Origin of the sequence: Nocardia sp. NPDC059691 (assembly GCF_042733915.1) — a bacterium.
Lineage (GTDB): Bacteria > Actinomycetota > Actinomycetes > Mycobacteriales > Mycobacteriaceae > Nocardia > Nocardia sichangensis.
Genome location: NZ_JBHWFB010000011.1, coordinates 305,762 through 321,609 on the forward strand (window position 1 = coordinate 305,762; position 15,848 = coordinate 321,609).

Here is a 15,848-nt window from a genome sequence, read left to right on the forward strand (position 1 = left end):
CGGACATGCCGGGGCGATTCAAAATTATCCGGGTAAATGGTATTAGCCGTTCGGCCAGGGGATCGGTCAATCGGCCGACGGGCGCTGCGCGGCCGACGGCCCTTCGGTCAGGGCGGCCAGGACCGCCGAAGTGTCGTGATAGTAGGGCCGGAATTCGGCGATCAAGCCGTCTCGAAAGCTGATCCATTGCAGCAGTGAGGTTTCCAGTATCCGTCCGGTGCGCCGCGCACGTAGACGACCCCGGCTGTAGACCACGACACTGGCCTCGTCGTCGAGGAAATGCTGCTCGTCGAACCACAAGCCGTCCCAGCTCTCTCGCATAGCGGCGAGGAATCTCCGGAATCCGTCGTGTCCATGCCAATCGCCGCCATAGGGCAGGCTCGACGCCTGGCGCATGACCACATCCGGCGCCAGATGCCGGACCATTTCCTCGAACCCGGACCCGTCGGTGAGATACGCCGCCTCCGACGCGTAGAAGGCCCTCAGGGTGCTCATCACATCAGCCGTCATGCGCACGATCCTCGTCACCGCCACCCCGCCCGCGCTGGCGAGAATCAGCCATCGTGCTAGACCGGGGATCGGTTGTGTTACCTCTCCCCCACTGTCTCTCGTCATAGGAGTGACGGCCGTGGTTCCCGGCAGCCAGGTCGAAATCACGCTGTGGTCGCACGAGGTCGCTGCCCGACAGCCGGTAGCGGCGCGGCGCCCGGTCCGCTCATGACTCCTCGGACCCGAGCGAGCGCCTGGCCTTCGTCCGCCACGACGTGTTCGCGGTCCCCTTCCACGAATCGTCCGGCGGCCGTCAGTCGATGGAGGCGGAGGCCTCGTCGCGAAGGGCGGCGATCGTGGCGCGCAGTGATTCCGCGGTGGGCGTCGGCTCGATGCCGAAGGCCGCGGTCGCGGCCGAGGAGTCGATCACGAACGGACGATCGAACTGATACCGCAGTTCGCGCATCTCGCGGGCGTTGGGATCGAAGAGCCCTCCGACCCAGAGCACCGCGGAGGGCATCCGGCTCACCCGCGCGGGCGGCGCGTCCGCGACCGTCGCCGCGAGCCCGGCGAGTTCGCGAAGGGACATCGGCGGCGCGGTGGGCGTGTGCCAAGCGCGGCCCCAAGTGTTTTCGTCGTGGGCGACCGCGACGAGAGTACGTGCGGTGTCGGTGACGTCGGTCCAGCTGTGCGCGGCGTCCGGATCGGCGGGGAACAGCACCCGGCGGCCGGCCAGCACGGCGGGCAGCGCCGCGACGGTGAACGCCGACGTCGCTCCGGCGCCGAGGTAGTCCGATCCGCGTACTTCGGCGGTGCGGACGCGGCCCGCTTCGTGCGCCGCCAGCGCCTCGGTCCAGAGCTCCGCGCGCACGCGCCCTTTCACGCTGTTGGGACGCAGCGGGTGCTGTTCGCTGATCGGACCGTCGACCTGACCGTAGCCATACAGGTTTCCGACGCTCAGCAGCGCGGCGCCGGTAGCCTCCGCCGCCTGCAACACGGCGGCGGCCAGGGGCGGAAAGTCGCTCGCCCAGCGGTGATACGGAGGCTGCGCGCACTGGAAGATCACCTCCGTGCCCGCGCAATGCCCGATCAATGCCGCCGAGTCGGCGGCGTCGGCGGCGACGCGCTCGATCAGCGGATGATCCGGGCCGACGCCGCGCCGGGTGATCACGCGCACCTGGGCGCCGCGTGCGGCGAGCAACGCGGCGGTGGTCGCGCCCACCGGGCCGGCTCCGATGACAACGTGCAGAACCATGGCAATATCCATCCTGTCGGGCGTTCCGTTTAGAGAACAGTGTTCTCCATGGGCTTCACCGTAAGACAGAACAATGTGCGAAGTCAAGAGCACTGTTCACCAAACCAACATATGTTCTGTTATCGGTTGCTTGTTCTCTACACTGGGGAGATGTCCGCCCGATCCCTACGCGCCCGCATCCGCTCCGAGATGACCGAGGAGATCAAAGAGGTCGCGCGCAGACGGTTGGCCGTGGACGGCGCGAACCTGTCCTTACGCGGGGTCGCACGGGATATGGACATAGTTCCGTCCGCGCTCTACCGCTACTTCCCGAGCCGGGACGACCTGCTGACCGCCTTGATTCTCGACGCCTACCGCGCCCTGGCCGCCGAAGCCGAGACCGCCGACGCGAAGGTTCCCGCCGCCGATCTACGCGGCCGGTGGCTGGCGGTGTGCTCGGCGGTGCGGGACTGGGCGCTGGCCCATCCGGCCGAATACGGACTGCTCTACGGCAGCCCGGTACCCGGATACTTCGCACCCGAGGACACCGTGGCCCCCGCCACGGCCGTGGTCTTCCGGCTGGTCGCCATCGCGCAGGAGGGGGCGGGAAGACTGACGCCGCCACCGCTTCCGGCCCCGCTGCCCGCGCCCGTCCGCACCGACCTGCGCCGACTCATCGAGCAGAAGCCGCCCGCCGACATGCCCGAAGACGTGCTCGACCGGGTCTTCGTCGGCTGGACTCAGCTGTTCGGCCTGATCAGCTTCGAGATCTTCGGCCGCCTGAACGGAACCATCGACGCCCGCGACGAATACTTCGGTCACCACATGAACGTGATGGCCGACCTGGTCGGCCTGCCGTAACCCGGCCTCCGGCGGTCTCCTCGTCGCCTTCTTCGCAGCCCGGCCTCGACCCGGTCCGACCAGCTCATCTGTACGACGACATGGCGGCGTGTCCGCACCGGCGTGCGGGTAGCGCAGGCCGGGCGGCGCTACGGTACACAGCACCGAGATTCTCCGCGTTCCATTCGACCGAACACGACTCATTCGTGGAGGAACATTGCCGAACTCGTTCACTCGCAGGGGATTTCTGTCCAGTGCGGCCACTTCGGCCACGGCCGCGGCCGCCGTCACGACCGGAGCCGCGCCGGGCAAGGCCCGAGCGGACACCGATCCGGACAAGCCGAACATCCTGGTGATCATCGTGGACGAGATGCGGACACCCGTGTGGTTTCCCGACCAGCAGACGCTGGACGCCGTGCTCCCGAACATCGCACGGATCCGCCGGGGCAGCGTGTCGTTCGAGAATCACTACACGGCGGCCAACGACTGCACGCCCGCCCGGGGTTGCCTGCTGACCGGCCTCTACGCGCAGCAGACCGGGGTCATGGTGGTGTCGGAGTCGACGTTGTCGCCGCTGTTCCCGACGTGGGGGTCCATGCTGCGCGACCACGGTTACGACACCACCTACTGGGGCAAGTGGCATCTCGGCAGCTACCCGGATCGGACACCGGGCGCGCTCGAAGCCTACGGATTCCACGGCGGCACCTATCCCTCACCCAACGGCGCGCCGGGTCAAGGGCTGCAAATGGATCCGAAGATCGTCGACCAATTCGTCGACTGGTTCCACAACGATTCCGGCAATGCGCCCTGGTGCACGACCGTGTCGCTGGTCAACCCGCACGACATCCAATGGTGGCCGCGCTGGACCCGTCGCGACCAGTTCAACGCCGACATCCCACGCTGGATGAACGAGCTGCCGCCCAATTTTGAGTCGCTCGAACAACTTTCGCGCAAACCGCGCCTGCAGATGGCGCTGGTGGAGGTCTCGGCGGTGGCGTTCGGAGCGGCGCCCTACGGAACGCCGGAAGCCATGCAGGCCTGGATCGAGATGCGCAATCTGTATCTGTGGGCGCAGCAGCAGGTCGATATCCAGATCGGCCGCGTGCTGGACACCTTGCAGTCGCGTCCGGACGTCGCCGCCAACACCGTCGTCGTCTTCACCTCCGACCACGGTGATTACGCGGGCTCCCACGGCCTGCACGGCAAGGGCGGCGCCGCCTACGACGAGGCGCTGCGCGTCCCGCTCTACGTCCACGATCCGCGCGGCCACTTGAGCCCGGTGAACGGGACGAGCACCAGGGACCAGCTCACTTCCAGTGTCGATTTCACTCCCCTGCTGCTCACCATCGGCACCGGCGGCGACGGATGGCGCGGCGACGGACGCTACGAACATCTCAGCGGGCGTCTCGACATCGCCGCGCTGTGCCGCAACCCGGGAGCCGCGGGCAGGCCGTGGGTCGCCCATACCACCGACGAGGCTTCGATCGAGGAAGCCGCGATGCTGTTCAATCAGGACGCCCCGGGCCACGTCGCGATGGTGCGCACTCCGGACGCGAAATTCGCCTCCTATTCCCATTGGGTGCACGGCCGGATCCAGATCGACCCGGCGGCCGCACAGGAATTCGAGCTCTACGACTACAGCACCGACGGCGGCAGGCTCGAACTCGACAACCAAGCCGCCACCGGGAATCCGTTGCGCGGCGAGATGGAGTCGCTGCTGGACAACGTCATTCGCACCGAGATCCAGCAACCGCTGCCGCCGTATCTGCGGGCCGCGCAGGACGAAGGCATCGGTGACTACATCTCGGCGCAGACGAACGTGTTGGTCCAAGCCGAACGCATCGGCAACGCCTTGCTCGATGCCGTGCCGAAGCCGTCCTAGCTCCTACAGCAAGCCCCGCACGCCCAGGTCGGTGACGTATTTCTCGATCAGCTCCCGGGATATCTGCGGAATATCCTGATCGGCGCCGATTTTCGCGGCTCGGACGGCAGCCCGGAATTTCTCCGCAGGCATTGCCGAGCCACGAACGGCCGGGGCCGGTCGTCGATAGGCGTGCAACAACGGCAGCACGGAGGCCTGGCGCTGAGCTTCCGGTAACGCCCGCAGGGAGGTCTCGAATCGGGTGACCCACTCGTCGTAATCGGCGATCCGCTCGATGCGATGGCCCGCCTCGATCAGCCAGTCGACGAACTCGTCGAGCGAGCGGCCGTCGTCGTGCGGGTTGAGCACGTCGAAACTGTGGAAACCCGTCCCCGCCGTCGCGCCGAGAGTGGTGATCGCCTCGGCGGTGAAATCGGCGGGCAAGCCGTCGTAGTGGGCGCGCGAGCGTTGACCGTTCGAGTCGGTGCGGTAGAAGGAGAACGGCGCGATCCCCGTGACGAGCAGGCTCAGCAGCAGCCGGGTGAAGATGTCGGGCACGTTGAGCTGACCGGTGTAACGCCGGTCGGCGAGGATCATGTCCGACCGGAACACCGCCACCGGCAGCCCGCACAGGTCATTGGCCTCGCGCAGCAGTACCTCGCCTGCCCACTTGCTGTTGCCGTAGCCGTTGGCGTAAGTGTCGTCCACCGCGCGCACCGCGCTCAGCTCGCGGATGTCGCCGTCCTCGGCGAAGACGGCCGGATCTATTTGCGTGGCCACGGCGACCGTGGACAGATAGGTGAACGGCTTGAGCCGCGTGGTCAGGGCGAGACGGATCAACTCGGCGGTGCCGACCACGTTGGGACCGAACAGTTGCCGATACGGCAGCACGTGGTTGACCAGCGCGGCGGGATGCACGATCACGTCGACCTGTTCGGCCAGCCGTTGCCAGGTCCGATCGTCGAGCCCCAGGTTCGGATCACCGATGTCGCCGGGGATCACCTCCAGATGCGCGGCGGCCAGATCCTGGAATTCCTGGACCAGGCCGGGGTCTCCGGTGTCGAAGGCGCTGTCGAGTCGCTTGCGCGCCGCGGCGGCGTCGGAACCCCGGACCAGGCAGACCAGCGTGCCTCCGCTGTCGTGCATCCGTCGCAGCCATTCCAGGCACAGGAAACGGCCGAGGTAGCCGTTCGCGCCGGTCAGCAGCACCGTGCGCACGGTTGCGGAGGGGCGCGCCAGATTCGGCGCCTCGGCGAGGGTGCCGGCGTCGAGGAACTTGTCGAGGGTCAGATCGGCGGCGCGGACCTGCGGCCCGGCGCCGTGCACCGAGGCGTAGGTGGCGCCCCGCGTCCCCGAGGCGCGCTCGGCCGCGATGTAAGCCGCCACCTCGCGCAGACCGTTGGCCGGGCTGATCACCACCGACACCGGCACCTCGACCTCGAAGATCTCGTGCAGCAGGTTCGACAGCGACAGCGCCGAGAGCGAATCGCCGCCGAGGTCGCCGAAGTGCGCGTCGGGGCGCAGATCGGCGTCCGCGCAGCCCAGTACGGCCTTCGCCGCGCGGCTCACCGTCTCCAGCACGGGTAGGTGATCCGCGGTGCGGCGCAGGTCGAGCAGTTCGTTCGCCTGCCCGGCGGCCTGCTCGGCGTAGAGTGCTTGCAAGCGCGGCTCGTAGTGCTCTTTGAGCTTGGGCCGCAACAGCTTTCCGATGCCGCTCAGCAACCCGTTGGCGGTGGTGAACGGTTCCGGCTCGATCAGGAACTCGCGCGGGATCTCGTAGGACTGCAGCTCGGCGTCCTTGGCCAGCTGTCGCAGCGAGTCGCTCAGCGCCGTCTTCATCTTCTCGGGATCGCCCCAGGCCAGCACGTCCTCGGTGGGCACGATCACGGCGAGCAGATAGGCGCGTTCACTGCTGCCGTACACGAAGATCTGCCGGATCAGCGGACTGGTCGCGTAGACCGACTCCAGACGCGAGACCGCGACGAATTCGCCCTGGGAGAGTTTCAGCACGTTGTTGCGCCGATCGACGTAGACCAGGTGATCCGGGCCGAGTTCGGCGACGATGTCGCCGGTTTTGTAGAAGCCGTCGGAGTCGAAGACCTCGGCCGTGACCTCGGGCCGCTTGTAGTACCCGGAGATCAGGGTGCTGCTCTTCAACAGCAGCTCGCCGCGCGGATGCGGCTTGTCGGTCCGGAAGTAGCCCAGCTCGGGGACGTCGACGAGTTTGTAGTCCAGTACCGGCGGCCGCTGCACCCGTTCGTCGATGACGACCACGCCGCCCGCCTCGGTGGATCCGTAGCCGTCGTGCAACTCCAGATCGAGCACCGACTCGACGAACGATTTCATCTCCGCCGACACCGGGGCGCTCCCGCAGATCGCCATGACCAGTCGTCCACCCAGGAAGTGTTCGCGCAGTTCGGTTTTCACCTCCGCTTCCAGCGCGACGCGGTCCACACCGGGTCCGGAGCGCCGGTCCACCTCGCTCTGGTAGCGCTGGAAGACCATGTCGCACACGCGCGGAACGAAGAACAGCTCGGTCGGCCGGGCCAGCGCGATGTCGTCGAACAGCGTCGACATATCGCTCTCGGCCGCGAAGTACGCGGTGCCGCCGCGCGCCAGCACGCCGGTCAGCGACCCGCGACCGGCCACATGGCTCATCGGCATGTAGTTGAAGTTGATCGCGGCGACATCGGGCCGGTTCACCCATCCCCTGGCGACCAGCCGCTGGCTGTACATCGCGCCTTTCGGGGTTCCGGTACTGCCCGAGGTGTAGATCAGCAGCGCCAGCGGGTCCTCGCCGGGCTCGGCGACGAACAGCGGCGCCGGCGGCAGCGTCCGGCCGCGCGCCAGCACCTCGTCGAGCGATTCGACGCGCACCGCGCTGCCCGCGTCGGCCAGCCGCGCGCGGGCCGCGTCGAACGCCGCCCGCTGGTCGTCGTCTTCCGGGTGGTAGTCGAAGACGACCAGCCGTTGTGGCCCGGACTCCGACAGCGCGCACGTCACCGCGGCGTCGAGCAGTTCCGGTGTCGCCGCCAGCACCCGCGGCTCGGTCTCCGCCACGATCGCGGTGAGCTGGGCGACCGGTGCGCTGGATTGCATGGGTACCGCGACCAGGCCGAGGTGGATGCAGGCCAGGTCGAGCGTGGTGTAGTCACTGCTGGTGAAGCCCAGGATGCCCACGAAGTCGCCTGCCCGCAGCGGTGTGTCCGCGTCACCGTGCCATGCGGCGGCGACCGCGCGCACGCGCTCCCACAGCTCGCCGTAGGTGATGGTGTCGAACCGCGGCAGCAGCGTCAGCGTGGTGCGTCCGGTCTCGTCGGTGCGCAGCTCGGTCGCGCGCTGGGCGACGGCGGGCCGGTCGGCGTAGCCGACCATCACCGTCTCGACGATCTGAGCGAGCGCCGCACCGGGGCCGCGAATCTTCTCGGCGACGTCCGCACGCGGTGTGGCGTTGCGGATGTCGTCGTATTCGGCATATAGCCGGGTGATGCGGCGCATGAGCCGCTCCCCGCGTGTTTCGGGTGCCACGACGACCTCCTTCGGTCCTTGAACGCGCCTCCATAAACACGTTAGCTCGTCTAAGTACTTTGGTCAGGCAATAGCCTCCGCGCACGTCTGTGACACTGGACACGGTGCCGGGAAGGCCTCGAAACTACTCGGTATCGCGTTGTGCCGCACACTGAGCCTGGTGCTGCCGGTACCAGTGTTATCGGGCTCCTGTTACCGGTGCCCGGCGCACCGCATGCTCGGTGCATGACACAGACCATATCGCCGGGGCCCGCGGCGACGACGGCCGCCGCGGCCGCACCGGCCGTGCTGGGAGCGCGGCGTTCGCTTGCCCTCCTCGCCGTCATTCTCACCGGGCAGTTCATGGCGGTGCTCGATGCCTCCATCGTCAACGTCGCCATTCCCTCCATCCGCAATTCCCTGCACACCAGCGGCGCGGCGCTGCAGCTGATCGTCGCCGGGTACGTCATCGCCTACGCCGTCCTGCTGGTCACCGGGGCGCGCCTCGGCGACCGATTCACCCAGCGCCGCGCGTTCATCGCCGGACTCGCGCTGTTCACCCTCTCCTCGCTGGCCTGCGGTCTGGCCTGGAACGAGGCATCGCTGATCGTCTTCCGGTTCGCCCAGGGCGTCGGCGCGGCGGCCATGGTGCCGCAGATCATGACGCTCATCCAGCGCACCTTCACCGGCGACGCCCGCGCGCGGGCGCTGAGCGTCTACTCGGCCATCATCTCCGGCGGCATGGTCGCCGGACAGGTCCTCGGCGGGCTGATCGTCAACGCCGATCTCTTCGGCAGCAGCTGGCGCGGCGTGTTCCTGGTGAACGTGCCGATCGGCCTCGTATTGCTCGCGGCGGCGCCGCGCATCCTGCCGTCCTCGGCCCAGCGGCTCAAGCGCAAGCTCGATCTGCCGGGACTGGCCACGCTCACCGCGTCGGTGCTGATGCTGGTGTTGCCGCTCGTCCTGGGGCGGGAGCTGGATTGGCCGTTGTGGTCGTGGATCGCCCTGACCGCCAGCGTGCTCGGCTTCGCTTCGTTCGTGGCGATCGAGCGGGTCGTCGCCACCCGTGGCGGCGAGCCCCTGTTCGCGCGGGCGGTACTCACCGCGCCCGGCCTCGTGCCCGCCGCGGTCGCGCTGTTCGTGACCATGGCGACCTTCGGCGGCTGGATGTTCGTCATGGCGATCCACCTACAGAGCACGCTGGGCTACAGCGCGCTGCACGCGGGACTGCTGTTCGTCCCCCTCGGCGTGACCTTCGCCGTCGCCAGCCTGAACTGGGAACGCGTCCCGGCCCGGTTCCATCCGGTGATGATCCCGCTCGGCCTGGTCGTCGGGGCGGTGAGCATGGTCGCCCTCGGCGTGCTGCTACGTGACGGCGGCGAGGTCGGACCGCTCGCGCTGACCCTGCTCGGCCTGTGCGGCGCGGGCAACGGTATCGCCTTCAGTCCGCTCATGACCCGCACGCTGGCCAAGGTCCCGATGAGCCTGGCGGCCGACGCGAGCGGCATCCTGGTGACCAACGTGCAACTCGGCGTGGTGGTCGGGATCGCCGGTTTCGGGTCGCTGTTCCTCGGCCTCGCGGGCAGCACGGTGCGCAGTGCGGCGCATGCGCTCGGCGGCACCGCGATCGCCGAGGGCGTCACGGTCCTGCTGGCGGCCGCTTTCGCGGCTCGGGCGGCACGGTAGCCGACCCTCCGTTCGACAACCTTCGAATCATCGCGACGCAAACCATCGCGATCGGCCGCCCCTTGCGCGCATGCTCGCAAGGGGTGCGCCGCCGGTGGCCCGAGCCGCATCGTGCCCGGCTCGGGCCACCGATCGTCGCGTCATCGTTCGCGGGATGAAAGAAGGTGCGGGATGGGCGTTTTCGCGCTCGGTGTAGAACTCGACGGAGAGGGGTTCCGCCCCGAGGCGTGGCGGCGGGCGGCACACGCGCCGGACCGTCTGCTCACCGCGGATACCGTGCACAGGCGGGTGGCCGCCGCCGAGAACGCCGGGTTCACCCTGGCCACGTTCGCCGACTCGATCCTGCCGGGGCAGGAGATTCCCGGTCGCATCGACGCGGTGACGCGGGCGTCCTTCGTCGCGGCAACGACCAGCACGATCGGTCTGGTTCCTACCGTCGCCACCACCTACGCCGAACCGTTCCACACGGCATCGCAGGTGGCGTCGCTGGACTACGCCTCGCGGGGACGGGCCGGATGGATCGCCGAGCGCGTCGACGATCCACGCGCCGCCGCCACCTGGGGACGTCGACCGGTGTCGGAAGACGCCGATCTGGCCCGCGAGCAACGGGATTCGATCGAGGTGGCCCGTCGCCTGTGGGACTCGTGGGAAGACGACGCGGTGATCCGCGACTACGCCAGCGGCCGATTCCTGGACCGGAACAAGCTGCACTACATCGACTTCCAGGGCGAGAGCTTCTCGGTGAAGGGACCCGCGATCGTGCCGCGGCCGCCACAGGGTCAGCCCGTGGTGTTCGGCACCGAAGGCGAGGTCGATGTCCGGCTCGTCGCCGCCGATTCCGTCGCGGCGGCCGTGGCGGCGGACTCCGGCGGGGCCGCGCTCGCGTTCGCCGAAGTCGAAGTGACCTTGGACGTTCCGGGCACGCGCGCAGCACAGCGATTCGGCGAATCCTCCGGTTCGCCGGGCCGCCTGGCGTTCTCCGGATCGGCCGGGGAATTGACCGATCTGCTGACCGAACTCAGCGCGCACCTGGACGGTGTGCGGCTGCACCTCGCCGTGATCGACGAGGATCTGCCCGTGCTCGCGCGCGAGGTCGTCCCCGCGCTCTTGCGCACCGGCGTCGCGCACCGCCCGATCCCCGGTTCGACCTTGCGCGCCAACCTCGGCCTGAACCGCCCCGCCAACCGCTACGCGACCACCCGCTGATCGTCAGGAGATCGTTTCCGTGACCGACTTCCCGCGTCCCGACGCCCAGGTCCATTTCGGCGTCTTCTTCCAGGGCGTGAACCACACCACCATCTGGTCCGACCCGTCCAGCGGCTCGCAGATCGACTTCGAAACCTTCCGCCGGGTCGCGCAGACCGCCGAGCGCGGCTTGTTCGACGCGTTCTTCCTCGGTGAGGGCCTGCGCCTGCGCGAGCAGGACGGCGCGATCCTGGAGCTGGACATCGCGGGCCGCCCCGACGCGATCACCCAGCTCGCCGCGCTGGCGGGCGTCACCCGCCACATCGGCCTGGTGGCCACTCAGAACACCACCTACAACGAGCCCGCCGACCTGGCGCGCAAACTCGGCGGCCTGGACCTGCTGTCCGGCGGCCGGGCGGGCTGGAACGCGGTCACCACGGACAACGCCTGGACCGGCGCGAACTTCCGGCGCGGCGGATTCCTGGACCACGCGCTGCGTTACGAGCGCGCCGGGGAGTTCGTCGCCACGGTGCGGGCGATCTGGGACGCCTGGGACGACGGCGCGATCGCGACCTCGCAGCAGAGCCCGTCGTGGGCGCGTGCCGAGGCGATCCATCCGGTGGTGCGGACCGGCCCGCACTTCGACGTGACGATCACCCCCACGCTGCCGCGCAGCGCGCAAGGGCATCCGGTGATCTTCCAGGCGGGTGATTCACCCACGGGCCGCGATTTCGCCGCCGCGCACGCCGATGTCATCTTCTCCAGGCACGGAACGCATTTCGACGACGCGCTGGCTTTCGCGAACGACATCCGTACACGCCTGCGCGCGGCGGGCCGCCCCGAGGACGACATCCGGATCCTGCCCGGCACGCAGATCATTCTCGCGGAGAAGGAATCCGAGGTCGAGGAGAAAGTGCGCTGGGTGAAGAGCGGCCAGTACACCGGCCAGACCGCGCTGTCGCTGGCCGGCCAGATCTGGGGCCGCGACCTGTCCGGCCTCGACCCCGACGGTCCCCTGCCCGCGGACGATCCGCAGCCCCGGCCGATCTCGGAGACCCGAGGCGCACCGCGTTCCGGACAGGACCCGATCGCCATCGCCCGCGAATGGCGGGCCAGGGCGGAGGCGGAAAACCTCTCCCTGCGCGAAGTCGTGATCGCCTCCACCGAACGTTCCGGCTTCGCGGGCACCCCCACCCAGGTCGCGGACGAACTGGCCCGCTGGGTCCGCCACGGCGCGACCGACGGCTTCAACATCTCCCCCTACCTGGTCCCGACCGGCCTCGACGAAATCGTGAACTGGCTCGTCCCCGAACTCCAAGACCGCGGCGTCTACCGCACGGAATACACCGGAACCACCCTCCGCGCCCACCTCGGCCTACGCGAACCCCTCACCCGCCGCTCCTGATCGCACGACAGCCGAGCCGCCGCCCAACTTGTGCGACGGCTCGGCAACCACTTCGCACGCCTGCGCCCGGAGGCCGCGCGACCGATCGCGCCCGAAGTTGTCGAGTGGCACACCATCGAGAGGGCTACTCGCGATTCGCCGCAGCGATGCGCCATTCGTGAAGGGATACGAGCGGAGCCGCCGTCCTGGATGGACGGCGGCTCCGGTTTCACGTTCGGTCAGAGCACGGATTCGATGGCGGCGACCAATTCTGGTGCGTCGGGGGTGGTCCGGGGGCGGAAGCGGCCCGCTACCTTGCCGTCGCGGTCGATGAGGAACTTCTCGAAGTTCCATTGGATGTCGCCGGCGTTGCCTTCGGCGTCGGGGGTGTCGGCCAGGGTCTGGTAGAGGGGGTGGCGCTGGTCGCCGTTGACGTCGGTCTTCTCCAGCAAGGGGAAGTCGACGCCGTAGGTGGTGGAACAGAACTGCTGGATCTCCTCCGCCGTGCCGGGCTCCTGGCCCATGAACTGGTTGCACGGCACGCCGACCACGCTGAAACCGCGCGGGCCGTAGGACTCGTGCAGTTCGACCAGGCCGGAGTACTGCGGTGTCAGCCCGCATTTCGAGGCCACGTTCACCAGCAGCACGGCGCGGTCGCCGACCAAGTCGGCCAAGGTCGTCGACTCGCCGGACAGCGTGCGTAGCGGGACTTCTCGAAGGCTCATAGGTATCCGTTCTCGATTCCGTAGATCCACCCCGACGGCCACGCTACCGGATCACCGGGTTTCCGACCGCCGCGGGCGCATCGGCCTACGAGCTTTCAGCGCAACCTGGTCCGGCGCATCAGCCGCAGTGACATCAAGGTCATCTTCAGCTGCTTGTCGTAAGGCTGACCGGCCCGCGCGGCGAGCACCTGCTTCTTGAGCACGCCGACGTTCACCGTATCGGTGTACTTCAACAGGCCCTGGTCACCGTGCCGGGTGCCGACTCCGGACTGCTTCACTCCACCCGACGGCGTGCCTTTGGCGGCGTAGGTCGCGACGAAGCCGTCGTTGATGTTGATGTTGCCCGCTTGCAGCTGTGCGGCGATCCGCTCGCCGTGTGCCGCATCCCGGGTCCACACGCTGGCGTTGAGACCGTAGTCGGTCGCGTTGGCCAGGCGCACCGCTTCCTGCTCGTCGTCGAACGGGTACACGGTGACGACCGGGCCGAAGGTCTCCAGCGTCGCGTGGGTCATCTCGGGTGTCACGCCGGTCAGCACAGTGGCCTCGTAGAAAGCGGGACCGACATCCGGGCGCGCTTGCCCGCCGACGTGCACGGTGGCGCCTTTGGCCCGCGCGTCGTCGACGTGCGCGGCGACCCGTTCCAGATGCTGCGGGGAGACCAGCGAACCGAACTCCGGCGTGTAATCGTAGGCCCCGCCGATCTTTCCGTTCAATTCCGCCGCCGCGGCGACCAACCGGCGCAGGAATTCCTCGTGGAGGGACCGGTGCACGTAGATCCGTTCGATGTGCATGCACGCCTGCCCCGAGTTGGCGAACGCGGCGAACACCGCGCCGGGAACCACCTCGTCCAGGTTCGCGTCGGCGAGCACGATCATCGGGTTCTTGCCGCCCAGTTCCAGGCTGCATCCGATGAGGTTGCGACCGGCCTGCTCGCCGACGATCCGGCCGGTGGCGGTCGAGCCGGTGAACATGACGAAGTCGACGTTGTCGATCAGGGTCGGCCCGATGTCGGGCCCTTCACCGCACACCACCTGGACCAGGCCGCGGGGCAGCCCGGCGCGGTGCAGCAGTTCGACGCCGAAGAGCACGCACAGCGCGGTCTTGTTGTCCGGCTTCAGGACTACGCCGTTGCCTGCCATCAGCGCGGGCATGGCGTCGGACAGGGCGATGGCGAAGGGGAAGTTCCACGGCGCGATCACGGCGACGAGACCTTTGGGCCGGTGCTGCTCGATCGAGGAGGTGATCAGCGGCATCGCGCCGCCGCGCCGCTTCGGCCGCAGCACCCGGCGCGCGGTCTTGAGGTAATGGCTGATCACCATGGGCACGTCGCAGGATTCCTCGACGGCCATGCGACGGGTCTTGCCGCACCCGATCTGGATGAGGTCGGCGATGGTCTCCACCTCGCCGAGGATCAGTTCGTGCAGCCGCTCGAACACCCGAAGCCGCTGACGCAGCGGCAGTGCGGCCCACTCCGTCTGCGCCGCCCGGGCGGCGGCGCACGCCGTCAGCACGTCCTGCGGGGACGACTGTGGAAGCGCACCGACCGGCGCGCCGGTGTAGACCTCGGTCATCTCATATGGCGCCGCGCCACCGTCGGCGGCGACCAGGCCGGTCAGCCGGGCGAGCAGTTCCCCGGTGATCCTGGCGGGCAAGGTGCTCTCGGCCTTGTCGGTGTGTGCTGTGCTCATCGGATCTTCTCCATGACGTCGGGCATCGCCGCAGGTGCCGGGCCGGACCGCGCGACTGAATTAGAACACGTTCCGATTTCGGATTCATCGTATTCGCCCGGCCGCGCCCTGCCTACCTGCCGCGAGGGACGAATTCCGCTTATTCGTCCGTGGCGATCGACAGCGCTCGGGTCGGGCAGTATCGGACCGCGCGCTGTACGTCGCCGCGGGCCCGCGGGTCCGCGGCGGCGTCGAGGATCTCGACTTTGCCGCGTTTGGGGACGTGGAACGCCTCCGGCGCCTCGTCCTGGCACACGGCATGCCCCTGACACAGATCCAGATCGGCGAGCACTCGCATCGTGACTCCTTACTGTTCGTTCGGTCCCGCGCCGTCCGGGAGGGGACGTATCGGCGCCTCGGGTTGCACTTCGACCAGCACCAAGTGCGAGCCGCGCGGGGTGGATACCACCGCGACCACCGCGGCGGCCAAGTCGCTCGCGCGCAACATGTACGGATGCCTGGCGAACCCCCACGCTTTCCAGTCCTCCAGCACCGGGCCGACGATCTCGGGCGTGGAGTCCATGCCCATTCCGGTCAAGGTCGGTCCGGGGCGCACCTGGGACAGGCGGACGCCGCTACCCTCGAGCTCCATCCGCATCTGCGCGGCCATCGCTTCCAGTCCCGCCTTGGCCGCGCTGTAGGCGCCCGTGCGCGGACGCGGCTCGGAGGCGCAATCCGAACTGATCAATACGATGTCGCCGCGCTGCCTGCGCAGCATGCCGGGCAGCACCCGGTGCACGAGACGCTGCGCGCCGACCAGATGAACCTGCACCTGGCGCACGAATCGTTCCGGATCCATCGCGTACGCCTGCCCGAACTCGATGTCGCCCGCACTGGAGACCAGGATCTCGGTAGGGCCGAGCGCTTCTTCGGCGGCACGCACGAATTCCTCCACCGAATCCGACTCGGTGACGTCCAACCGATGGGCGAACGCCGCACCGCCGTTGGCCCGGATCTTGTCCGCCAGTTCGGCGCACTGCTCGACGCGACGCGCGCCGAGCGCGACCGGGTGGCCGAGTTCGGCCAGGGCGACGGCGGTGGCCGCGCCGATCCCGGAGGAGGCGCCGGCGACGAGCGCGGGCCTGCGCTCCGGATGGGGTGCGAATCTTGGCATTATCGGGTCTCCACGGTGATGGGTAGGTGCGCGAAGCCACGCACATTGGACGAATGAACCCGGGCGATCCCGGAATCGAGGACGTCATAGGACCGC

The 15,848-nt window shown here is 68.6% G+C and carries 12 protein-coding genes; 5 read left to right on the top strand and 7 right to left on the bottom strand.

Annotated elements, in window-relative coordinates; translation table 11 throughout:
* Positions 1–66: 66 nt before the first annotated feature.
* Together ACFV2O_RS24905 and ACFV2O_RS24910 are read right to left on the bottom strand one after the other, a co-directional pair.
* Complete coding sequence (locus ACFV2O_RS24905; RefSeq protein WP_379253864.1) at positions 67–510, bottom strand: nuclear transport factor 2 family protein; 444 nt, start codon at positions 508–510, stop codon at positions 67–69.
* A 292-nt stretch (positions 511–802) separates the two neighbouring features.
* Complete coding sequence (locus ACFV2O_RS24910; RefSeq protein WP_379253865.1) at positions 803–1,744, bottom strand: NAD-dependent epimerase/dehydratase family protein; 942 nt, start codon at positions 1,742–1,744, stop codon at positions 803–805.
* A 150-nt stretch (positions 1,745–1,894) separates the two neighbouring features.
* Between ACFV2O_RS24910 and ACFV2O_RS24915 the strand changes: the two genes are divergently transcribed.
* The gene (locus ACFV2O_RS24915) at positions 1,895–2,584 is read left to right on the top strand and encodes a TetR/AcrR family transcriptional regulator (RefSeq protein ID WP_356965597.1); all 690 of its coding nucleotides are present in this window, start codon (positions 1,895–1,897) and stop codon (positions 2,582–2,584) included.
* Positions 2,585–2,780: 196 nt separating this feature from the next.
* A complete protein-coding gene (locus ACFV2O_RS24920; protein ID WP_379253866.1) occupies positions 2,781–4,445 on the top strand; it encodes a sulfatase-like hydrolase/transferase in 1,665 nt (554 codons plus the stop codon).
* 3 nt (positions 4,446–4,448) lie between these two features.
* Here the strand turns inward: ACFV2O_RS24920 and car are convergent, their stop codons facing one another.
* A complete protein-coding gene (car, locus tag ACFV2O_RS24925; protein ID WP_379253886.1) occupies positions 4,449–7,922 on the bottom strand; it encodes a carboxylic acid reductase in 3,474 nt (1,157 codons plus the stop codon).
* A gap of 255 nt (positions 7,923–8,177) precedes the next feature.
* On the opposite strand from car, the gene ACFV2O_RS24930 reads away from it, so the two are divergent.
* The 3 genes from ACFV2O_RS24930 (at position 8,178) to ACFV2O_RS24940 (ending at position 12,207) form a co-directional block, all read left to right on the top strand.
* A complete protein-coding gene (locus ACFV2O_RS24930) occupies positions 8,178–9,617 on the top strand; it encodes an MFS transporter (RefSeq protein WP_379253867.1) in 1,440 nt (479 codons plus the stop codon).
* Positions 9,618–9,788: 171 nt separating this feature from the next.
* On the top strand, positions 9,789–10,823 hold the full coding sequence (locus ACFV2O_RS24935; protein WP_379253868.1) for an LLM class flavin-dependent oxidoreductase: 1,035 nt from the start codon (positions 9,789–9,791) through the stop codon (positions 10,821–10,823).
* Between the two features lie 19 nt (positions 10,824–10,842).
* Positions 10,843–12,207 carry an NtaA/DmoA family FMN-dependent monooxygenase gene (locus ACFV2O_RS24940; protein ID WP_355075055.1) on the top strand — a complete coding sequence of 455 codons (1,365 nt, stop codon included), beginning with the start codon at positions 10,843–10,845 and terminating at the stop codon, positions 12,205–12,207.
* A gap of 218 nt (positions 12,208–12,425) precedes the next feature.
* Here ACFV2O_RS24940 and ACFV2O_RS24945 read toward each other — a convergent pair whose 3' ends face one another.
* The 4 genes from ACFV2O_RS24945 to ACFV2O_RS24960 all read right to left on the bottom strand — a co-directional run bounded on the left by ACFV2O_RS24945 (position 12,426) and on the right by ACFV2O_RS24960 (position 15,752).
* A complete protein-coding gene (locus tag ACFV2O_RS24945) occupies positions 12,426–12,911 on the bottom strand; it encodes a glutathione peroxidase (RefSeq protein ID WP_355075053.1) in 486 nt (161 codons plus the stop codon).
* A gap of 95 nt (positions 12,912–13,006) precedes the next feature.
* Positions 13,007–14,599 carry a succinic semialdehyde dehydrogenase gene (locus tag ACFV2O_RS24950; protein WP_379253869.1) on the bottom strand — a complete coding sequence of 531 codons (1,593 nt, stop codon included), beginning with the start codon at positions 14,597–14,599 and terminating at the stop codon, positions 13,007–13,009.
* A 139-nt stretch (positions 14,600–14,738) separates the two neighbouring features.
* Positions 14,739–14,936, bottom strand: coding sequence for a ferredoxin (locus ACFV2O_RS24955; RefSeq protein ID WP_379253870.1), 198 nt, complete (start codon positions 14,934–14,936; stop codon positions 14,739–14,741).
* 9 nt (positions 14,937–14,945) lie between these two features.
* Positions 14,946–15,752, bottom strand: coding sequence for an SDR family oxidoreductase (locus ACFV2O_RS24960; RefSeq protein WP_379253871.1), 807 nt, complete (start codon positions 15,750–15,752; stop codon positions 14,946–14,948).
* Positions 15,753–15,848 lie beyond the last annotated feature (96 nt).